Raw genomic sequence first — 18,839 nt, 5'->3', positions numbered from 1 at the left:
TTTTGACTAAATTTGATTTAACCAGGTTGTGTAAACATATCATTTAACGTCAATTATTTTAAATAACTTAATCATTGCTTCTACCGTTCCTAAATATTGCTCAAATTCTTTTTCTGTCGCCCTGAAGGTAAGATAGTAACCATTACCTTTTCTGACTGTGCTAATTTCTAAAACTCGAAATTTACATTCATTATCTTGAAAAAAATAGGCGAGTTTGTAGGCGGGAAATTCAGATAAAGTTGTTTCTGGTGTAGTTTCGTCTTTAAGGTTTGAATAGGAATTATTAGCTTTGATTTTTGTTATAGTTTTGGCTTTAAATTCATTGAGAGAGAGAATCTTTTTGCCAAATTCCTCCCTATTAACTGTAAATACTGGAAAACAGGAATTTTCAGAATGGATATTTTTGGGTAAAAAGTTGATTAATTCACCGCCAAATTGCCCTGGTGGTTTTTGGGGAGTCCAGTTCTCAGGATATTGAGTATTGGTGTCCTGATATGGATAAGATAAAAAATTGGGTTGAGGATGTATTATTTGAGATTTTAACCAGAAAATCGCAGGTGTAATAAACGCAAATACTCCAAATACTCCTGCAACTAGGAATATATTCTGAGGAATTTTTCTTGGTGGTGGTATTACTTGCGTTGTTCCTGTAGTTGTTGTAGTGTTGTTTATTGGTGGTGTTTTTGGTGGTAATAGGAGTTCGTTAACTGCTGCTAATGCTTCTCTTGCTGATGGATAACGCTCTTCGTGATTCTGGCGCACCATTTTATCAATAATCTTAGCTAATTCTGTGCTAACATGAGGAGCGCGATCGCGCCAAATAATTTCCTTTGTATCGGGGTGAGTCGGAAATGGTGAAACACGAGGATTTATCCCTGTTAAGGCTTGGATAGCAATTACACCGACTGGATATATATCACTACTAAATTGTGGTGGTTTACCTTGTTGTTGTTCTTTAGGTGCATAACCATCACTATATATATTAGTAACAACCCGTGGTTGTGCAGGTGGAGTAATTAATAGTGTAGGGATTTCTTTAACTGCTCCAAAGTCAATTAAAACTATTTTCCCATCAGATTCACGTCTCAGAATATTCTCAGGTTTGATATCCCTGTGAATTAAATCATTTTGGTGAACAAAACTTAAAACTCCTAAAATATCCCGCAGAAGATTAATTACTTCAGTTTCACTTAGTTGTTTACCCTGTGTTAATTCCTCACGTAGATTGTGACCTTTTATGTATTCTTGTACTAAATAAAACTCTTGATTTTCCGTAAAAAAATCGAAAAATTTAGGAATCTGGTCATGATTACCTAAGCTTTGAAGCTTTTCTGCTTCACGTTTAAATAATTCTAAACCTTTTTCCCATTTACTTGGGTGGTCAGGTCTAAAATGTTTCACAACACATATAGGATTTCCTTGTGTTTTTGTATCCTCCGCTTTGAAGGTAACTCCAAATCCACCGCTACCGAGTTGTTCAACAATTTGGTAACGTCCGCCAATAATTTGACCTACAGTAATTTCGTTTATCATCCCAGTTACCCAACACCCGACAATATCTTTATACCATTTATACATCTAGTTACGACTATAGGGGGTGGGGCGTATTGAGATATAGATTTAGGAAGGGTGCATTGATAATATAAATTTTCCAAAAGTCATAAACTACAGAGCTTCTCAATTTTTACAATTTGTCAACATAAATCTGATAGACTACTAAATATAAAAATTTTTTTAAAATCGAATATTGTAAGTTGTATTTAAAATTAATTAAAATTTAATAATAAAACATTAAGATTAAAAAAATTAGTCGTTATTAAACGTTTAAAGTGACAACTGATCAGTATAACTAGATTTACTGGGTGTCCTCTTTGCATTCATATCCTCTCTCAATATATCCATTTTTGGAGTATATTTATTCTCTATAATTTCCTTACGCCACCTTTCTAAATCATTAGTTATCTCTCTCAAAGGTTGCATTTTATTTAGCAAATCATCATCCTTTAAACTCTGTAAAACCAAAAGTTGAAAATACAATTCTCTCTGTTCACCTACAGAAAGCATCTCCTGAAACTTTTCAACCTTATCTCGAATACCTACTTTAACCTCTTCTGCATTAATGACAGAAGAATTAATATGAGAATTATCCCTTTCTACTTGCTGCCATACCTTTTTAAGTGCAGGATGTAAAGGAACTGGTATATCAGCAATATTCTTAACCTCCTTGCTACCATCCCTGGTTTTATCAACTAAACCATACTTCTCCAAATCAAATAAATGAGCATTGCGGGATATAAACTTCAACTGTGTTAAATCCCAATCGCTAATATTAAGATAGTCTACCTGCTTAATAATACCTTCTGCTGTTTTATGGAGAGTAAAAGATACCATTTCTTGTTGTTCACCCTGATGATTAGTTTTATGTAGCTGCAATTGTGCCACCCCAGCTTCTACATCCCTGGATCTAGAAATAGTGTATTCTCCTATAGTTAAATTATCAGTCTTAGCTTGTTGTAAAGCAGAATTTAGTAAACCCAAAACCTCAGTCTTTCTAAAACTTTCCAATGTTGCAAAAGTACCAGCAGGTGCTAAAGAACCTAGTTGATTAGCAATATCTCTGATATCCGCATTTTGTAACTGTGGTAATTTCTTCTCACTCGAAATCTTCTCAGCTACCATCAAAAACTCCTGTCTTTCTACTGCTAACATTTGTGTAGGAGGAACTTTAAATTTTATATCCTGACGAGAATTGACAGTAAATTCCATCAGAGAATGAGAAAAATTAGATAATTCATCACGCCGATGATGGATACTATACTTTTCACCTTCTTTTCTAATTACAAAAGCATCACTTCTGTAAATTCTAGAACCATCTGCTAACGTCTCTCCATAAGCCTTGAGAAATTCAACTGCTGTTTGAGCAATTTTGGCATTTTCAACTTTGAGATTATGCCGCATTTTCAGCCAATTTAAACTTAGGATCTTTTGCCAACTGGCTGCAACATCCTTCTTAATAGGAACTTCCACTTCCCGTATCCACTGCTGATTTTGAGAAGTTACTGTTGGAGATGAAACCACACCATTGTAGTTTTCTGTAAAAGTAACTTTTCGTTTTTGTGTTTTACTTTCTTCCTCTATTGTTTCAACAAATTTAGCTGACTTTTCTTCCCTAAAAGCATCAACTTCAGGTATTGTCTCCGTGACTGTTTCTTCAGTTTTTATTTCATTCGTCGAAACTTGCTTATCAGTAAAATTATGCTGATTTTCTTCTTCTGAATATGTCATTTCAGCCATAGGTATATCCCTGGCATCATCCCATTCTGGTGAATCATCTACTGGTGGTTCTAGTAATGGAGTATTTTCATCCCAGAATATGAAACTCTCCTCTTCAAATGGTGAGTCTAAAACTGATGTAAATTCATTTTCTAATTCAATGTTTTCTCTAGAACTTACTGCTGTTGTTGGAGATTCAGATTCTGTAGAATTATCAACAACTTCACTCTCAATATCTTGAAATCCAAAAAGTTGACCTAGCAGTTCATCAATAATTTTGGTTAAATCTTCCTTTATCTCTCTTGTATTATCCGTGGAATTTTGACTAGGAGGTAAATAACGAATTATGGGTTCATAGACTACAGCGATAATTTCCTCTGTGTCTAAATTTTCCGTCACCCAGTTATGACGACATTTACCTTCAATATCTTGCTGGTAAACAGTTAATTTATCACCTGATTCGATAGTGGCAATGATAGCCAAGGAAGAGTTATTATTAGCTAGAACAATATCTGTGATGTCTTGAGAATTATTTGCTGCTGTTAACATTAACTGCTTGGCGATATTCTGCACTTGGACATCGGACATTTTGGCAGATTCCCATTTCCAAGCACCAGGACATTCCGCATCTGGAACAAGCCGATATTTCTCACTTCCTATTTGTACTTCAATTTCAGATATCTTTTCTAGTTCTTGTTTAAGTGTTTCTCTGATTTTATCTATTAAAGCCTGGACTAATTCTGCTAATACTGAGGCAGTAATTTGAAGCTCATCAATTATATGATCAACAGTTTTTTGATAAGCAGTTGCTAATTGCGTTACTCTTTCATCAAACATATTAATATATCCATTTTAGAGCAGGATTAAAGGATTACTAGGATTCATTTAATAACTTTAGTCGCTGATTTATCATATAGCAATATCTTTAACATTGATAATTAGAAAAATCCTTTATAAGCATCAATAGGTAATGGTACAGCACCAGCTTGTACAGGTTGCTGAGGAACAGGAAATAATTTATTTACCTCAGCCACTCGTTTATCTAAATCTTCTTGGGTAGGACGTTGTTGAGTGCTTTTTTCTGTCAACTGAGCAATCAAACTTGTCCACCTAGAGTCATTTTCTTGGTCAATATTAATTAAAACTTTGGGGATTTTAATGGTTTTTAATAAAGGCACAGAAGCTTCATTCTGATTACAGTAAGCCGGATTAATAAATATACACTTTCCCGGTGGCAACTTCAAAAACTGTGCTGGTTCAAATAACTTCCGTGTTTTATCTTGTTCAGAGATTGAGGTACTGCTTTTACCTCCCCCAGTGCTTTTAGATTTCTGCTTATACTTAATTTCTTCATCTCCCAGGTAAGCACTAAACAACCGCGCTGATTCTTCCTCACCCGGATTAAAAATGAACTTCGTACCGCAAGCACCCAGCATGGTTTTAGCAACTTCCTTACCGTAGTATTTCTCTAACTGTCCCATGTTCTGCCATCCCAGAATGCCACAAAAACCCTCACTACGAGATTCATTCAGCCATCTAAACAAGTCTGGTAGGTATAAAGAAGGCACTTCATCCAGGACAACAACTAATGGGTCTTGCCTTTTTTTAGCGATCGCTCTAGCAACGGTCATGTGTAAAATACTGCATAATAGCGGTCCCACAGCATCCCGTCGTTCCCTATCCAACCCAAAGATAATCATCTGCTTACCCTTGATTTCCAGAGGTAGAGTCGTCTTACCAACAAAACACCCCAAAGTATTCTTTTTCATAAACCGGGTAAACATCAAACTGGCAGTACCGGCGATACCTGCAATCGTTTTCTCAGAACCAGCAGAACTGAACAACTGACCAAAAGCAATCTTAATCCAGGGATTGAGGTTAGCAGCCATTAATCTTTCTACCATGCGATCGCTACTGAGAATAGCCGCCGCCGTCATAATATCTGCATACTGAGTTTGTTTAGTCAGCATCAGGATAGCTTCAGTCAACTGATCACCAGCAGGTCCAAAAAAAGCATCCTCATTACTAGCAGCCATCATTTTTAAGTTTTTGTTGATCACAGTTGCTAACTGCCTTGCCGTTTCCGCATCTGTAGAATCTCGGAGAAAATCAAGGGGATTACACACCTCACTTTCAGGGAAACCAGGAGCGAAAATATGGACTTGATAACCCATCTTTTTGGCATAACTGGCAACTTTAGCTTGAGTTGGGTATTTAAAGTCATACAAAACAATCGGAAAACCTTGGTCAATGGCGCTATAAATCATCGGATTAATGGCAGAAAATGATTTACCGCTACCAGGCGCACCAATGACTGCCGTTCCTCTTTGTACATCTGGTATGTATAACGGTGTGGGACTTCCTGGTTCTTTATTTTGAGTTTTTTTACCTGTAAATTTGTGTCTACCAATATAGAGAGTAGCACTATCACATTGAGGATTAGCGATTTGTTTGATAGCTTTCTTTTTCGCTTTAGCTGTCTCCTTGCTGCCGCCAAAATAACTGGTAGCTAACCTGCCTTTTTTATTCCCAGATAACATTTGTAGTAATAGAAATCCTAGCAATAATCCTGTCAGCATTAACCCATTAGCAGAAAAAAGATAATGAGTGTATTTACCAATTGGTGCTTGGGGATTTTGAAGTTCGGAAATAAAGTTGTTTGTACTCATGGTGATTAGATAAATTTCAAAATGATTGATATAGACTTAAGATTGCGATATTTTGTATGACAGTCATTTCAAGCTAGATAAACTATATTTTTTATCTCACGCAGAGACGCAGAGAAGAGCGCAAGAGTGTTGTCTGAAAATTTGAAAGTTGTTGTAGATGAATATTTTAAAACATATATAATAGGAATACGATTTGATTGCTGATAGTTTTTTTAGGCAGGTAAGAGGATTATGGAAAATTAAGGTGTACCCGATTTTTTCACAAATCAAATAGGAGTGCCATATTTGATTTCTCAACTTGTTTGAAGATAAAAGCCTTGTTGGACATAGAGTAAAGTCTCAGTATATTTTCAATAATCAAACAGGATGCCTATATTAGTCCTGTATCAGGCATAAAAAATTATCTTTTGTTTCCATATCTTCTCTGTGTTCTCTGCGCCTCTGCGCCTCTGCATGAAATAAAAAATCTATTTATGCTTTTTCACGCATCCTCTAAAAACACAAATTAGATAGAATTGTGATATCAGCACCATATACAAACTCTCATTACACATAATATCCTATCTCCACTAAAATGCAACTTCAAAAAACATTAAATTATCTAGGGAATTGTTAAAGGAGTACCAAGAAATATAGGTGATTTTTCTTGATATATGAAAAAAGGAAACGGACCAATGAAATAAGGTGAACAACCTAAATCAAACCAACCTCCTCGCCGACAAATGCGGAAGAAAATAGCAGTTGATGCAGTTCCATCACCTTCATTAATATCCCACACAGCTTGTTTAAAACCCTTGCCAAAAGGATGCCTTCCTGTCGGTTCTTTTCCACCATTAAGATTGCCTAATATCCCAAAACCACCCTTTACTTGTTGAAATTTACCACTCATCCATTGACTACCTGTGATTCCACCTGCACCTGATAATTCTATGTGAGCGCAGTTGTTAGTACATGGAACATTAAATCCAACTTGGTCACTACCACTAATCGAACGTTGTCGGTTTGATTCTACTTCCTTTAATGGCAAATCTAATTTACCAACAATACTTCCTTGCGGTACAGGTGCATTAGGAAAATTAGTGAATGTTACCTGATTTAGTCCAGGGATTTTTGATATGCTAGTATTCTGCCAATTACTAAATTGTTTTAAAGCAGTTTTTTCTATCCCAGGAATGGAAGTCAGATTATAATCTGATAAATCAATTTCTCCTAACTCTATATCTTTGAGCTTTGGGTAATCATTAATAATTTTTCCTATTGTTTGTCCATTAATATTCGCAACACCCAATATCTTTTTGATTAAATCTTTAATGGGTGGTACATTTTCTACATATTCATTAACTAAACTGGGAATGGCTTTAGTTAATTCAGGCACAGTTTGCCATTTAACAGTATCAAAATCTGATAATTTAATATTTACCAGAGAAATACCACTCAGTTGACCAATTGTTTGTAAACTAAATTTTTCTAAATTAAATACATTTTCAAAATCTCCCAATTCCATCACTTCATCTAAGCTTTGTCCCGCTTGCCAACTTCTGATTGATTTATATCCAGGAAATTCAACATTGGGAAGTTCAACACTGCCAGGATTAGAGAAAACAAAGGATTTAAATGTAATACTTTGCCAATCAGGAACTGGTGCATTATTTATATATTTGCTAGGGATAATGTTAGCTTTTGGCACTGAAGCTGCTGTTGCTGGCTGAACTCCCAAAATATAACCAAGTAAATTATGATGGCGAAAGGATATTAAGCCATGCAATAATAAACTTGTACATAAACCTAAAAACATCCAGTATTTGATATGGTAATTGAAATTTAATTGGTTAGTTTTTGTACTTTCAACAGGTTGTTGATTATTTTGATTATGACGATTTAGCAGCATATTTATACCTTAATTAATTACTAGAAGAATCGTCTGAAAAATCTTGATTTCTCTGAATTGTAGGTTTAGCTTTTTGATTAGGAATTTGATTAGGAACGTGATTAGGAGCAGTTGATTCAGATCCTAATTGCAATAAACGCTCAATTAGCTGAGGAGAAACTTTGACACTTTCAGCAGCATTGGTCAAATTTTTACCTGACTGTAACTCTTGAATTAGTTGTTGAAGTTTCTGCCATAAAGGATTACTAGGAGTTATCCACCGTTTTGCTGCTGCTACCTGTAATCCCTTAGTAATAGTTTTAACAATTATAGAATCTGCTGGTGGTGATTCTTTGCGAGTGACATCAGGAGTGATAGAGATGGTACTGTAGCGTGGACTGCCTTTGCTTGTTAGCACCCGAAAGTTGTAAACTTGGCGCGTTCCTGCTGAAGATTGCGTGATCACCGTCAAGTGTGCGCCGTTTTTAGCTGTAGGCATTCCGGGAATATTAACCGGGTTAATTTGTCTGAGGTGAATTAAACCGGCTCCTGAGTCTTTACAATTAGACCTATCAGACAAGCCTTGCAAGCAACCATCTACATCCATGAGGATGCGGGAAGGATCATCTAACCACACTCGTTGAATAACCTCACCAGTCTCATAAAACGAGATGGATACACCATGTCCCGGCCATACCTCTACAGTTTGCAGTTGTGCTTGAGTGCCGGTGGCCTTGCTTCTGGAAATAATACGTACAGAACTTTTGGTATTAGTTGATTGTGTTCTTGGTGTCGGTAGTGCCTGAGATGGAATATTGACCAAGCAAGACGTTGTGATAGCTAGAGATAACCAGAAAAACTTGTTCATTTTCGCCCTCCAAGAGACCTTCACCAATGTGTATTCGGTAGTTTAAAGTCGCAAAGAGCGATTTACTTGAACAGTAATTTGGGTATTTTGGCGGATAAACCAAATGTTGGGTCGTTTCATAATTTCTGCGATCGCTTTTTGATTGCGTTCCTCTACCTGCTTGGAAACTGTACCAAACGCTCCTTGAGCAAAAGCACCTAATAAAGAGCGATCGCCACTTCTACTGGTTTGGATGCTGCTAAACCCACCATTGGATTGAGAAATGCTACTTTGAATATCAGGTTGATTAACTACCTCCCCCACCTTGGCCAGTCCTGAGATTAAACCTAGTCCTGCATCCAAGCTTAAAATCTCTTTACCTTTGTCCCGATACTGATTAGCAATTAAAGGTTCTCCCCCTTGACCTTGTATGACAATTGTTCCTGGTCGTAATGTATATTCAGTGCCATCTTTGAGAATGGCAGTAACTACAGCAGTAACTCTGCCAGAGGAATCAACTCCTTGAATTTCTGCACTCAAAAGTGTATTAGCAGGAATTGCTTCTTTCCCAATATTGCTCATTAAAGGTTGAGTGAGTTTCACAACAAACTTAGTTTGAATGTGAGAATTATTAGAATTAACATTTGCCGACCAAACGACGGGTGTTTCTAATATGCCAGTAGTGTATTCTCCTACTCTTAAATACTGTTCTTCTCTGCCCTCAATAATAGCTGCTTCTTCTGGGTAATAATTCTTGCTATCACTGAAATTAGTTACCTTATCACTTTTAGTTAAAGTCTTCTCACTAATTACCGGAGTCCACTTGGCTTTTAGTTCTTCAATTCCCCCATTATTATTATCAACAGTGCTATCTAAATCTGATGATGAGTTATTGGTAGTAACTGTTTCTAGTGGTTCTAGTTGAGAATTACGATTATAACTTGACCTACGCCTGGGAGTATAATCAGATGTGCTAATATTTCGAGTTTGAGTGCTTGCTACCTCCTGTTTTTCGGTCGTGATTGCTGCTGCATAATAAATTTGACCACCAGAACCTAGAGAACGTAAATTTGCTAATTCTGCTAATGGATCTGAAGGTTTTGTAGAAGATTTAAAAGTGGTTTGTTGTTTGGGTAAAATCGTTGAAGTTGCAACAGTTTGTACTGGGGGTGAAGAGCGTGCCATTGGCACTTCTCTAACAGGTCTTTCCATTCTCATCGGTCTTCTAGGTTGTTGTTCTCTAGTGACTGTTGACGATGTTTCCCTGTTAACAGATTTATTAGGAATAGTTTTAGTTCTAGGCAGTTTTTCAACTGTCTGTTTATCTTGTTTTTCAACTGGTGATTCTTGTCTAATTCTATTTTGTTCTTTGAATGCTTCCAGTTCTTCAGCTTGTTTTTGTAATGCTAATTTGGCATAAATATCACCATCTTTTTTGGGAACTTCTTCTTCAGGAGGAGAGGTAGTAGCAACTTCTGGTGTTGCTTCTTTCTTAGTTATCTTGCCATTCATCATGGGATTGAGGAGCATAAAAATTAGCAGAAATCCTAATCCAAATCCTCCCCCAACTACTATTGTTCGTGACCAGGGAGAATTTACAAGTGAATGTTGTGTTTCTACTAATTCCAATTCATCTGCTAATTCCACATCTGATTCAGTAATAATATTTTGATTCTCAGTACCAGCAAGATTATTTTCAGCGTTATCTTCAGCGAAATTGAGTAAGTCATCTATCTTATTAGATTCAGTTCTGTTTTCTAAATTCGTTTTCATAAATATCCCTATTGTATTTACAGTAAACAACCAGAATTCTTGATTTTTATGTATCAATAAAGTAAATATCTGTTGGATGAGATTAATTTCTCAGTTCTCACACCAAATTAATATGAAGCTGCATAGAATAAAATATCAAGAATAATTGACCGCAGATAAACGCAGATAAACACAGATAAAGATGAAATATTCAATGAATTTCATGATTCTGTGGAGCCTCACATTAATTTGGTATTAATACAGTTCTAGGACTTACGCAAAATTCTCCCAAACTCCTATTCCTCTGTGTTCTCTGCGTCCTCTGTGGTATGCCTATGGCTCCTGCGTCGCCACGCAAGCTACCGACTCCCGTAAGGGATACGATATTCCGTGGCTCGTGCGTAAGTCCTGAGTTCAAATAATCTCTTTCTCTCCTTCTGCTTATCTAAACAGATACAGCACTTCCCGGTGTTATGAGTTACATTTCTAGCCGTCAAGATGCCCACACCACAAGAGTTTCATTATTTAAGCTTGTACCTCAAAAAAGCGAAATCTGCTGTAATTTACCTTGATTGAACCGTATTCTCTTAGTTCTTTCCTAAATTCAAATCCGTGATTTCAATAATTTCTAAACCTGACTTGCGAACTGAATAAATTTTCTGAGCAATCTCTGTAGTTTCTGGAGGTTTTTGAGGAGTTTGTATTACTTGAACTGTCACAGTTTTGTTAAAAGCTATTCCATTACCAGCATTATCCTCCTTACTAAAAGTCACCAAAGTAGCAATCACATCTACTTGCCATTTTCCTTTACCTATCTTGCGTGGTTCACTAACATATCTTGGAACTAAAGAACTTTGTAAACCACCTTGAAAGACACTTGGTGGTGTGAGTTCTGCTAATCTTTTGAGAAAACTGGCTCGAAAGTCTTGTTCTTCACTTAATGCAAAAGCAGCTTCCCAAGCTTTTGTCATAACTCTTGCAGTCCCTTTTGTAACTTTTATAGCAGTGCCATTATCTTGTTGAGTAATAATTTCTCCATTTTTAGTTGATTTGATTAATCCATCCCAATTGAACATTTTTACCAACGTATCAACCACAAATTTTTTAATCACTTCTGCTGAACGGTCATCAGGTTCGAGTGCTTTCACATTGATTGTATTTCCATCAGCAATCTGGACTAAAGATGGTGGTTCCTTACGAGCTAAAGTTGAAGTTGCACCATAATTGAGCATTTGTAATAAGAAGGATAAAGAACTAAAAATTAGCGAGATGATAGCAACAATAGCAATGGGATTAGATACCGATTGCCCAGAACTTAGAAACTGTAATGCTTCCCTTTTAGGAACTTTGGATTTAGTGTGATTTAGCATAATTTCTCAAAATTGATAAAGTTCTGATTGATAAACTTTTTATTTGCGAATCATGGCTGTAATTCGGGACACACTGGCAGAAAGAGCAATATTACCTGCTGATATAGCACCACTAGCCAACCATTGAGCGCCATTATTAAGCTGAGTTAGCACTGCTAGACCACCTCCAGCAGCAATTCCTGTGGCTAAAAATGGAGCAACTAAACCAATAAATGCCAAAAAAATCATCGGTTGACTAGCTTTGGCTGTAGCAACTAACTGTCCAGCTAAACCTAAAATAATATTGAAAGAAAGTTTAGCAAGACCAACAGTAAAAAACCCTGTTAACCAAGCAAAAATTGCTTTATTACCAATTGGCATTAAAGAACCTCCAACTGCTAAAGGAGCAATTAATGCAGTTAAAAGTAATGCTAGTTCCAACCCCCATTGGTAAGCATTATTTAGTGCTAATAATAAACTGGTAATAAAAGTGGTAACAACTGCACCAATTGCCGCACTAGAAGCCGCAGACAATTTGCTGGTAATACTTCCCACTAAACCATCACCTTCAGCTTCCGAAGCTGCTTGGTTGATTTTGTCCAAACCTTGAGTTACCCAACTACCTGCTGCTCCCAAATAGCTACCACCTTCTGCATCTTTAAAAGTGTCAGGAAATTTAGCTTCTAAATCGGCTTTTGCTTGTTTGAGACACTGTATTTCTTCTTCATTTGATAATTGAGAAGAACGACATTCTTGAATAGCATTACCTACTGCCGTTTCTAATGCTGCTTGTCCTAATGCTTGTTGGTAAGCGGCTCTCAAATCAGCATCGGCTGCGGTGTACTCTAATATATAGTTATTGACACTGTTAATATATTCCCTCAATGCCAAAGTGCTATTCGCTAGTAGAGAACCATTATTAGCAAGAAGAACAGTGACAATTAAAGGCCAGATTAATTCACTAAATGCTCTTTGTTCTTCGTCATTAATCATTTGCTTACCCCATTGCACCATGAATAATGTGAGGGTAGCAACTGCAAATAATACTCCAACTTTACACAGTGAAGCATATAGTCCACCTGTAAGAGTTTGTTGCCATAGATCATTAAAACCTTCTGCTACCAAGCTGGCACCAGCAGACGCATTTTCGATTAAATCTCCTGCACCGAAGTTATTTGCTGCTAGTATTGTTTGACCAAGCATAATGTTATTCCTGGTAGAATAAAAGGGAAAAAAGAGTTAATCCAATACGGTTTGGATAAGGTTAATAATTGACATTGTTCTCAACAAAGGAATGTAATAATCAATTTTTCATGATTTCAAAAATTGGGATTTTTAGTTAACTGCACCGTTGGGATTTTTAGTTAACTGCACCGTATTGAGAGTTAATCACTTAGGACTTACGCACGAATCACGGAATATCAAACCGCAGAGGACGCAGAGTACACAGAGGAATAAGAGTTTTGGAGGATTTTTGCGTCAGTCCTGTCACTCTAGAACTATTCTCTATTAGCTAGAAAACTTTTTCATTTTCAACCTACTTATTGACATAAGCAGGGTCTAATCTACTCCAACCAGTTAACTCTAAATATTGACTAGTCATACCAGTAGATAAAACTCTTCTCGCTCGATTTTGTTCTGATTGACTTTCAGCAATTTGATTGAGCATGAGGTTAGTTTGTTGGGCATCATGTCGTGCTTGTAAACCATCAGTACGTACCTGTCCTAACATCGAGACAATTTGAGCATTTTGAGCAGCGATCGCTTTGAGGACATCTTGTGAAGCATCCATATTTTGAGCATCTTCTGCTAACTGCTGTGCTTCTTCAACAGTTTTGTTGGTAGCATCAATTTCCGATTGAGTTCGTTGCTGTCCTTCTTTCCCTAAAACACTAGCTACTGTAGCGCGGGTGCTATCTCTTTCTAGTTGTTTCCCGGCTTCCACCGCACCAATAACAGTGCTACTTTCTGCTGCTATCCCTCCTTTTTCTTGCAACTTATCAGCTAATTTTTGACTAGCTGCTGTAGGGTCTGGTATCCCCATATTTCCCTTAGATTCTTCAATTGCTGCTTGAGCATCTTTTTGGAGATTTCCCCAACTTTTATCTACTTCTTCCTTGAGTTGATTCGCTACCTCGTTAAAATAGCCGTTTATGTATCCAAATGTTTGATTGAAGAAGTTGTCAAGTTGTCCTCCCAAGTCAATTGCAAAGGCATCTTTTGGTAAAGTTATTGCTGCTAATATAAAACCTGATGTAATGGCAGTTGAAATTAACTTTTTCTTGTTACTTTTCATGATATTTCACCTGTTGAGTAATTCAATAAATGAATGATATGCCCAGAATATTAGACCTTGTGTTTTAATAATTAAAAAATTGTAGTAGCATAATTCACAACACCAAAAATAACGAAAGATGGTTTTTAAAGTAGAGTAATTATTACGATCACATTCTTATATAGCAATCCTATTTGAATTGAGAACTTATCAGTGATAGCGTAACGTGACGTAAGTTGACATAAGTCATGGGGAGGGAACAGAAAGAGATAAAAAGAGATGTAACCCACTAGACTGAGAAAAGCTATATACCAATTTTAGGTGAGGCTGAACAGAATTCTGAAATCCATTGATTGTCCCATTTTTATCTGTGTTTATCTGCGTTCAATTATTCTTGGTATTTCGTTCTATGCAGCTTCATATTAATTTGGTATTAAACCCTAATTTCTCCGTGTCCTCTGTGCCTCCGTGGTATGTCTATGGCTCCTGCGTCCCCACGCAAGCTATCGACTCCCGTAAGGGATACGTTCCTAATTGACTTGTGCGTAAGTCCTATACCATTTCTTTATGAGGCATAGATTTTTCTTATGCTACTATTTTCAATGGTTTATCAGACTTAGTTTCTGAAATATGAATTTGTTTTGATTTCAGTTTCACCTGTTCTAAAATTTCATTAGCCTCCTCAGTAAGTTCTTCACCTCTAAGCAATTTGATGTACACTTCAGAAAACCTGACTATTCCCGTAATAGGATCATCTTGGTATTTCCTAAGATATAATGTTCTGAGTTCCTGCTCTTGGGGATTATTAGCAACAGCAGCTAAAAGGCAATAAGCAGGATAATAACGGCAGAATGTAAATTTCCCATTATCATCTAATAGCCATTGTGAATAAATACTTTCCTTCTTGGGAAAGAATGACTCTGTACTATTACGAGAAATAATCTCTGTTGGATATTGAAAATATTTGATAAATGACTCTATCGCACTACTTTGAATCCGACCAATCAGCCGAGTTGTCAGGTTAGCAAAGATTTTGGCAGATGATTTACTTTGATAGATAGTATCTGGCTCTTGTGCTGATAAAATTACACGAATTCCAGCTTTAGCACCATTAGCACATAATCTGCCAATTAGTTCGGCAATTGCCTCAAATTGAAACAAAATTGGTGCTTCATCTAAAAAGAAAATTGAAGCCTTAGAACTCAGAGCGCGACGCAAAGCCGCAGCATAAGCACTTAATGATAAAATAGCTGCATCTGCTTCAGAAGACAAAGAACGCAATGCAAATACTAATAATTTAGCATCAGTACGAAAACTGGAAGGTTTGCTAATAGATTGACCAACTCTACTATTGAGCCAAAATTTTAATCGTAGCCTAATTTGGTCTAGTGCTTTTAATTGCTCCTCACTATTACTGGCAATTGAATCTAGTTTAATATAACCAGGAGAGCAATACTTATAGAAGTCATTGAGTGTCGGTGTATCATTCCATTCTTCCGTCCCCAAACCTTTTTCTAATGCAAATTTATAACGTAACTTGATGTCATCATCAGCAAAGAAAGTTTCAATTGCTAAAGTGATAATACTTTCAATATTACTCACCATTGTGGCATCAACACCAACAGAATTAGTCCCTATCACCATTGTAATGATTGTGGATTTAAGGAAATCCTTAAAATCTGTTAATCGCTCTTTTCTTAACTCTACTTCTAACCTCCTCAAATCTGGTAATTCAAACAGGTTATTTGTCTCACGACTAATATCAAAATATGCCCCATCTTCCCCCATAAAATTAGTATAATCAGTAAAAGTGCTACTACCATCTGGCTTGGGATAATCAAGAGCAACGACAGGAATATCCTGAGCTAAAGCCGGGGTGAGTAAACCAGCCACCAACACTGATTTACCTGCACGAGTTGTTCCAAATACTGCTAAATTCTTGTGGTGGTTGTATAAATCTAAATGAATAGGAGTACCACCCTCATCAGCAATTAATTCAAACCCTGTTCTATCTCCAGTTGCAGTTTTTATTACTGGCATTAGTCCGGGGACTTCACTGCTAAAATAAGGCAACCGGCGATTAAATGGTTTAGTCAGCAAGTTTTGCCAAACAATTGGTAAACATTGTAACCATACTTTCCAGGCATATTCCATTTCTCGCACCACAACAGCCGGACGGAGAAAACAGCTAGAAACATAACGACAAGCTTCATCTAGTTTTTGACGTGAAGGACGGTGTACTAGAAAGACTACTGCGGTATTAATTGGCACTGCACCTTTATAAATAGTTTCTTGTGCAGCGATCGCTTCTTCCATGTTCAAATTGGCTTTTACATCCACGCTGTTTTTATCAGCAGACATGGCAGAGGAAACGATAGATTGTTTAGTCAGACGTTGTAGTGCGGTTTTAGCTAACCCCTCGTTAGCTCTCGTCAGTTGACAAATGATTTCTGTATCAGAAACCTTATCTCTAGCAATTAGTTCCCACAAATAACGCAATTGAGTATATTCATCCACCCAACCAATCGGTTTTTCTGTGAATGTTAATGCACCAATATAATGGTCTTGTAAATTTACCCAAGCTCTATCCAAAAAAGGAACTGATGCTTCTCTTTCTAAAATTAAGTGACGGATATGGAAGTCGCTGTTTTGTTCTTCCCGCAATCCATCATCATCCAAAGTCAGCAAGTGCGGAATATTTGGAGGGTTGCTGGTATTAAATTGTCCCCAAATTACTCCCCACAGTTCCTGAGAACCCAAGGGTTTGATATTCAACCCCATTTTATTATTCAGGGTTTGTTCCCATAGCTGAAAGCCAGATGTAAAGCTATTTTTGAGAATTGATTCAATACGTTGATGTCGCACTTCGTGAATTTGTCCAGTAAATTTATGCCAACTTTCTTTAGCTTGGAGAATGAATTTCTCTACAAAGTCCGCTGTTTCAATATTTTCAGCAACAGTGTAGGTACAGTAAATTCTCAAAAATTTGTTTTTGCGACTGCCTTGATTTGTTAAATCTCTAATTCGTAACCTTTCTGACCGAATTAATAGCATCAGTTCATTACTGCGACAATTTTCTTCTAATGCTTTTAGTTCCTGTTGACGGTTATGGTCATCGGTAAATGAACCCAGATGAAAGGTTAAAGTTTCACCATAAGGTATTTCTTTCAGTCCTGCTTCTATACCTGCAAAAATTGGTAAAATTTGACTTTCTGGCAGTGAGGAGTGGATACCTTGGCAATCAAAGCAGAATTTAATTTGGATATCGTCTTTACGCTTGAGGATAATCGCACCAACATCTTTTCTGCCGGTGATGGAAATACTAGCGATCGCTCCAATATGGGTTAAGTCTTCAAAAGGAGTCAGGCGTTTGGCTACAGAAATCTCTTGGGCAGAGATATTTTTATTTCCTACCTTATCTTTAGATATTTTCCCTTTCGCTGAAGAATTTATTGTCATGATTTCGGTACTCAAATAATGTAGTTTTTTCTGACTTTGACCAATTTAAAAAGGATGCAAGCCTCGAAATTTCGATAGTTTCAGATTCTAACTTACCCCGCATCGGGAGCAACGACTTTTGATTTTTTACCTAACCTATGGTTAGCACTATTTGGAATTTGGCACGACCATCTGTTTTGCTGTTGATGTTAGTATTTTTGGTTCTTGAATCAGGGAATAAAAGCGTTTATATCCTCTAGTAACTCTGGGTACTGTGAGAAACTTTGATAACCAGGTTTTATTACTGGTAAGAGTCCACCAAGTTCCCCACCCCCAAGCGATAACTAATCCAGTCACTAACCAAGAAGCTTGAAGACTTTGTTTGCAGATTAAGTATGTAATCAGTGCAATAGCTGTCCAAGGAAAAACTTGATCTGCTGGAAATAATCCAATTCTCGGCTGTTCCCCCAAAATTCGATTGACTGTTCTAAATTCTTTGCGCTTCATTATCTCTATTAGTTATCTGAGGTTTTTGAAGATGTAAATTTAACCTAAACTGCTATTATCAGACTGAGAGAAAAGCTGAAATTTTGTCCGTTGTATTGTCGAAAAATAGTTAATTTATCCAAGAGTGATAGAAGTTGTTGAGAAACGAGCGCTCGTTATGCAGAAAAATTCAAGGATCAGGAGTCAAAATTAAAACTGTCTTATTGTCTGGCTTTTAACTTAGATTCTGTACCTCACTTATCTGAAATCTGCTGTAAATCTCTAAAAGCTACTCTTTAAGAAAGAGTTCAACCCCTCTTTCTCTGAGCTATTTAAGCCGCATTACCAGTAATCAAACCAGTGAGAATATCCCCAACTACAATAGTAACACTGATGATTAAAGGAGTTCTCGCTAAATTCTGCCAATCTTCATCATTTCTGGCAGCATTGACAATTCTCACCAGTGAAATACCAAGATACAACAAAAACAATGCTCTTAGAACATTAAAAAATAGTGTAACAGCAGTGGCAGGAATACCTGCAAAAGCTCCTGTCATCCATGTTTGTGCGCCATTAAAAAATTGGGCATTAGCTGATGTTGTGGTGAAATCAAAAGTTAAAATTATACAGATAATGCCAACTAAAATGGCATAAAAGTTGATCCCCCAACGGCGTTGCAATTTTTCAAATTTGGTCAGCAATTTATTTGCTAATTTGGGAAATGCTGCGATGATGGCAGTCAGCAAGATTAAAACAGACATCAGCAGGTGATTAATAGACATCTCCGGAAATAGCTAAAGTGTTACTGCCACTGCTTTTAAAAGTGAGATGCCCCAATGCAAAGGTAGCTGGCTGGTACGCTAAAATAAGCGTTAGAGATGCC

The 18,839-nt window shown here is 36.8% G+C and carries 12 protein-coding genes; all 12 read right to left on the bottom strand.

Annotation, left to right across the window (positions count from 1 at the left end):
* Positions 1-39 precede the first annotated feature (39 nt).
* Positions 40-1,533 carry a serine/threonine-protein kinase gene (locus H6G68_RS21560; RefSeq protein WP_190908475.1) on the bottom strand — a complete coding sequence of 498 codons (1,494 nt, stop codon included), beginning with the start codon at positions 1,531-1,533 and terminating at the stop codon, positions 40-42.
* 291 nt (positions 1,534-1,824) lie between these two features.
* A complete protein-coding gene (locus H6G68_RS21555; protein WP_190908474.1) occupies positions 1,825-4,110 on the bottom strand; it encodes a hypothetical protein in 2,286 nt (761 codons plus the stop codon).
* Between the two features lie 101 nt (positions 4,111-4,211).
* Positions 4,212-5,942, bottom strand: coding sequence for a type IV secretory system conjugative DNA transfer family protein (locus H6G68_RS21550; RefSeq protein WP_190908473.1), 1,731 nt, complete (start codon positions 5,940-5,942; stop codon positions 4,212-4,214).
* A 601-nt stretch (positions 5,943-6,543) separates the two neighbouring features.
* A complete protein-coding gene (locus H6G68_RS21545) occupies positions 6,544-7,830 on the bottom strand; it encodes a hypothetical protein (protein WP_190908472.1) in 1,287 nt (428 codons plus the stop codon).
* Positions 7,831-7,843: 13 nt separating this feature from the next.
* Entirely contained in the window at positions 7,844-8,677 is an 834-nt protein-coding gene (locus tag H6G68_RS21540; protein WP_190908471.1) for a hypothetical protein, read from the bottom strand.
* A 42-nt stretch (positions 8,678-8,719) separates the two neighbouring features.
* Positions 8,720-10,429, bottom strand: coding sequence for a TrbI/VirB10 family protein (locus tag H6G68_RS21535; RefSeq protein WP_190908470.1), 1,710 nt, complete (start codon positions 10,427-10,429; stop codon positions 8,720-8,722).
* A gap of 566 nt (positions 10,430-10,995) precedes the next feature.
* A complete protein-coding gene (locus H6G68_RS21530; protein ID WP_190908469.1) occupies positions 10,996-11,778 on the bottom strand; it encodes a hypothetical protein in 783 nt (260 codons plus the stop codon).
* 39 nt (positions 11,779-11,817) lie between these two features.
* A complete protein-coding gene (locus H6G68_RS21525) occupies positions 11,818-12,960 on the bottom strand; it encodes a hypothetical protein (RefSeq protein WP_190908468.1) in 1,143 nt (380 codons plus the stop codon).
* 334 nt (positions 12,961-13,294) lie between these two features.
* A complete protein-coding gene (locus H6G68_RS21520) occupies positions 13,295-14,053 on the bottom strand; it encodes a hypothetical protein (RefSeq protein WP_190908467.1) in 759 nt (252 codons plus the stop codon).
* A gap of 564 nt (positions 14,054-14,617) precedes the next feature.
* Positions 14,618-17,491: a hypothetical protein gene (locus H6G68_RS21515; protein ID WP_190908466.1), complete on the bottom strand. Its 2,874-nt coding sequence runs from the start codon at positions 17,489-17,491 to the stop codon at positions 14,618-14,620.
* Between the two features lie 147 nt (positions 17,492-17,638).
* Positions 17,639-17,977, bottom strand: coding sequence for a hypothetical protein (locus H6G68_RS21510; RefSeq protein ID WP_190908465.1), 339 nt, complete (start codon positions 17,975-17,977; stop codon positions 17,639-17,641).
* Positions 17,978-18,288: 311 nt separating this feature from the next.
* The gene (locus H6G68_RS21505; protein ID WP_242045354.1) at positions 18,289-18,738 is read right to left on the bottom strand and encodes a hypothetical protein; all 450 of its coding nucleotides are present in this window, start codon (positions 18,736-18,738) and stop codon (positions 18,289-18,291) included.
* Between the last annotated feature and the right edge of the window lie 101 nt (positions 18,739-18,839).

Origin of the sequence: Anabaena catenula FACHB-362 (genome assembly GCF_014698735.1) — a bacterium.
Taxonomy (GTDB): Bacteria; Cyanobacteriota; Cyanobacteriia; order Cyanobacteriales; family Nostocaceae; genus Anabaena; species Anabaena variabilis_A.
The sequence above is the reverse complement of the archived record's forward strand: the minus strand, read 5'-3'. Positions and strand labels throughout refer to the sequence as shown.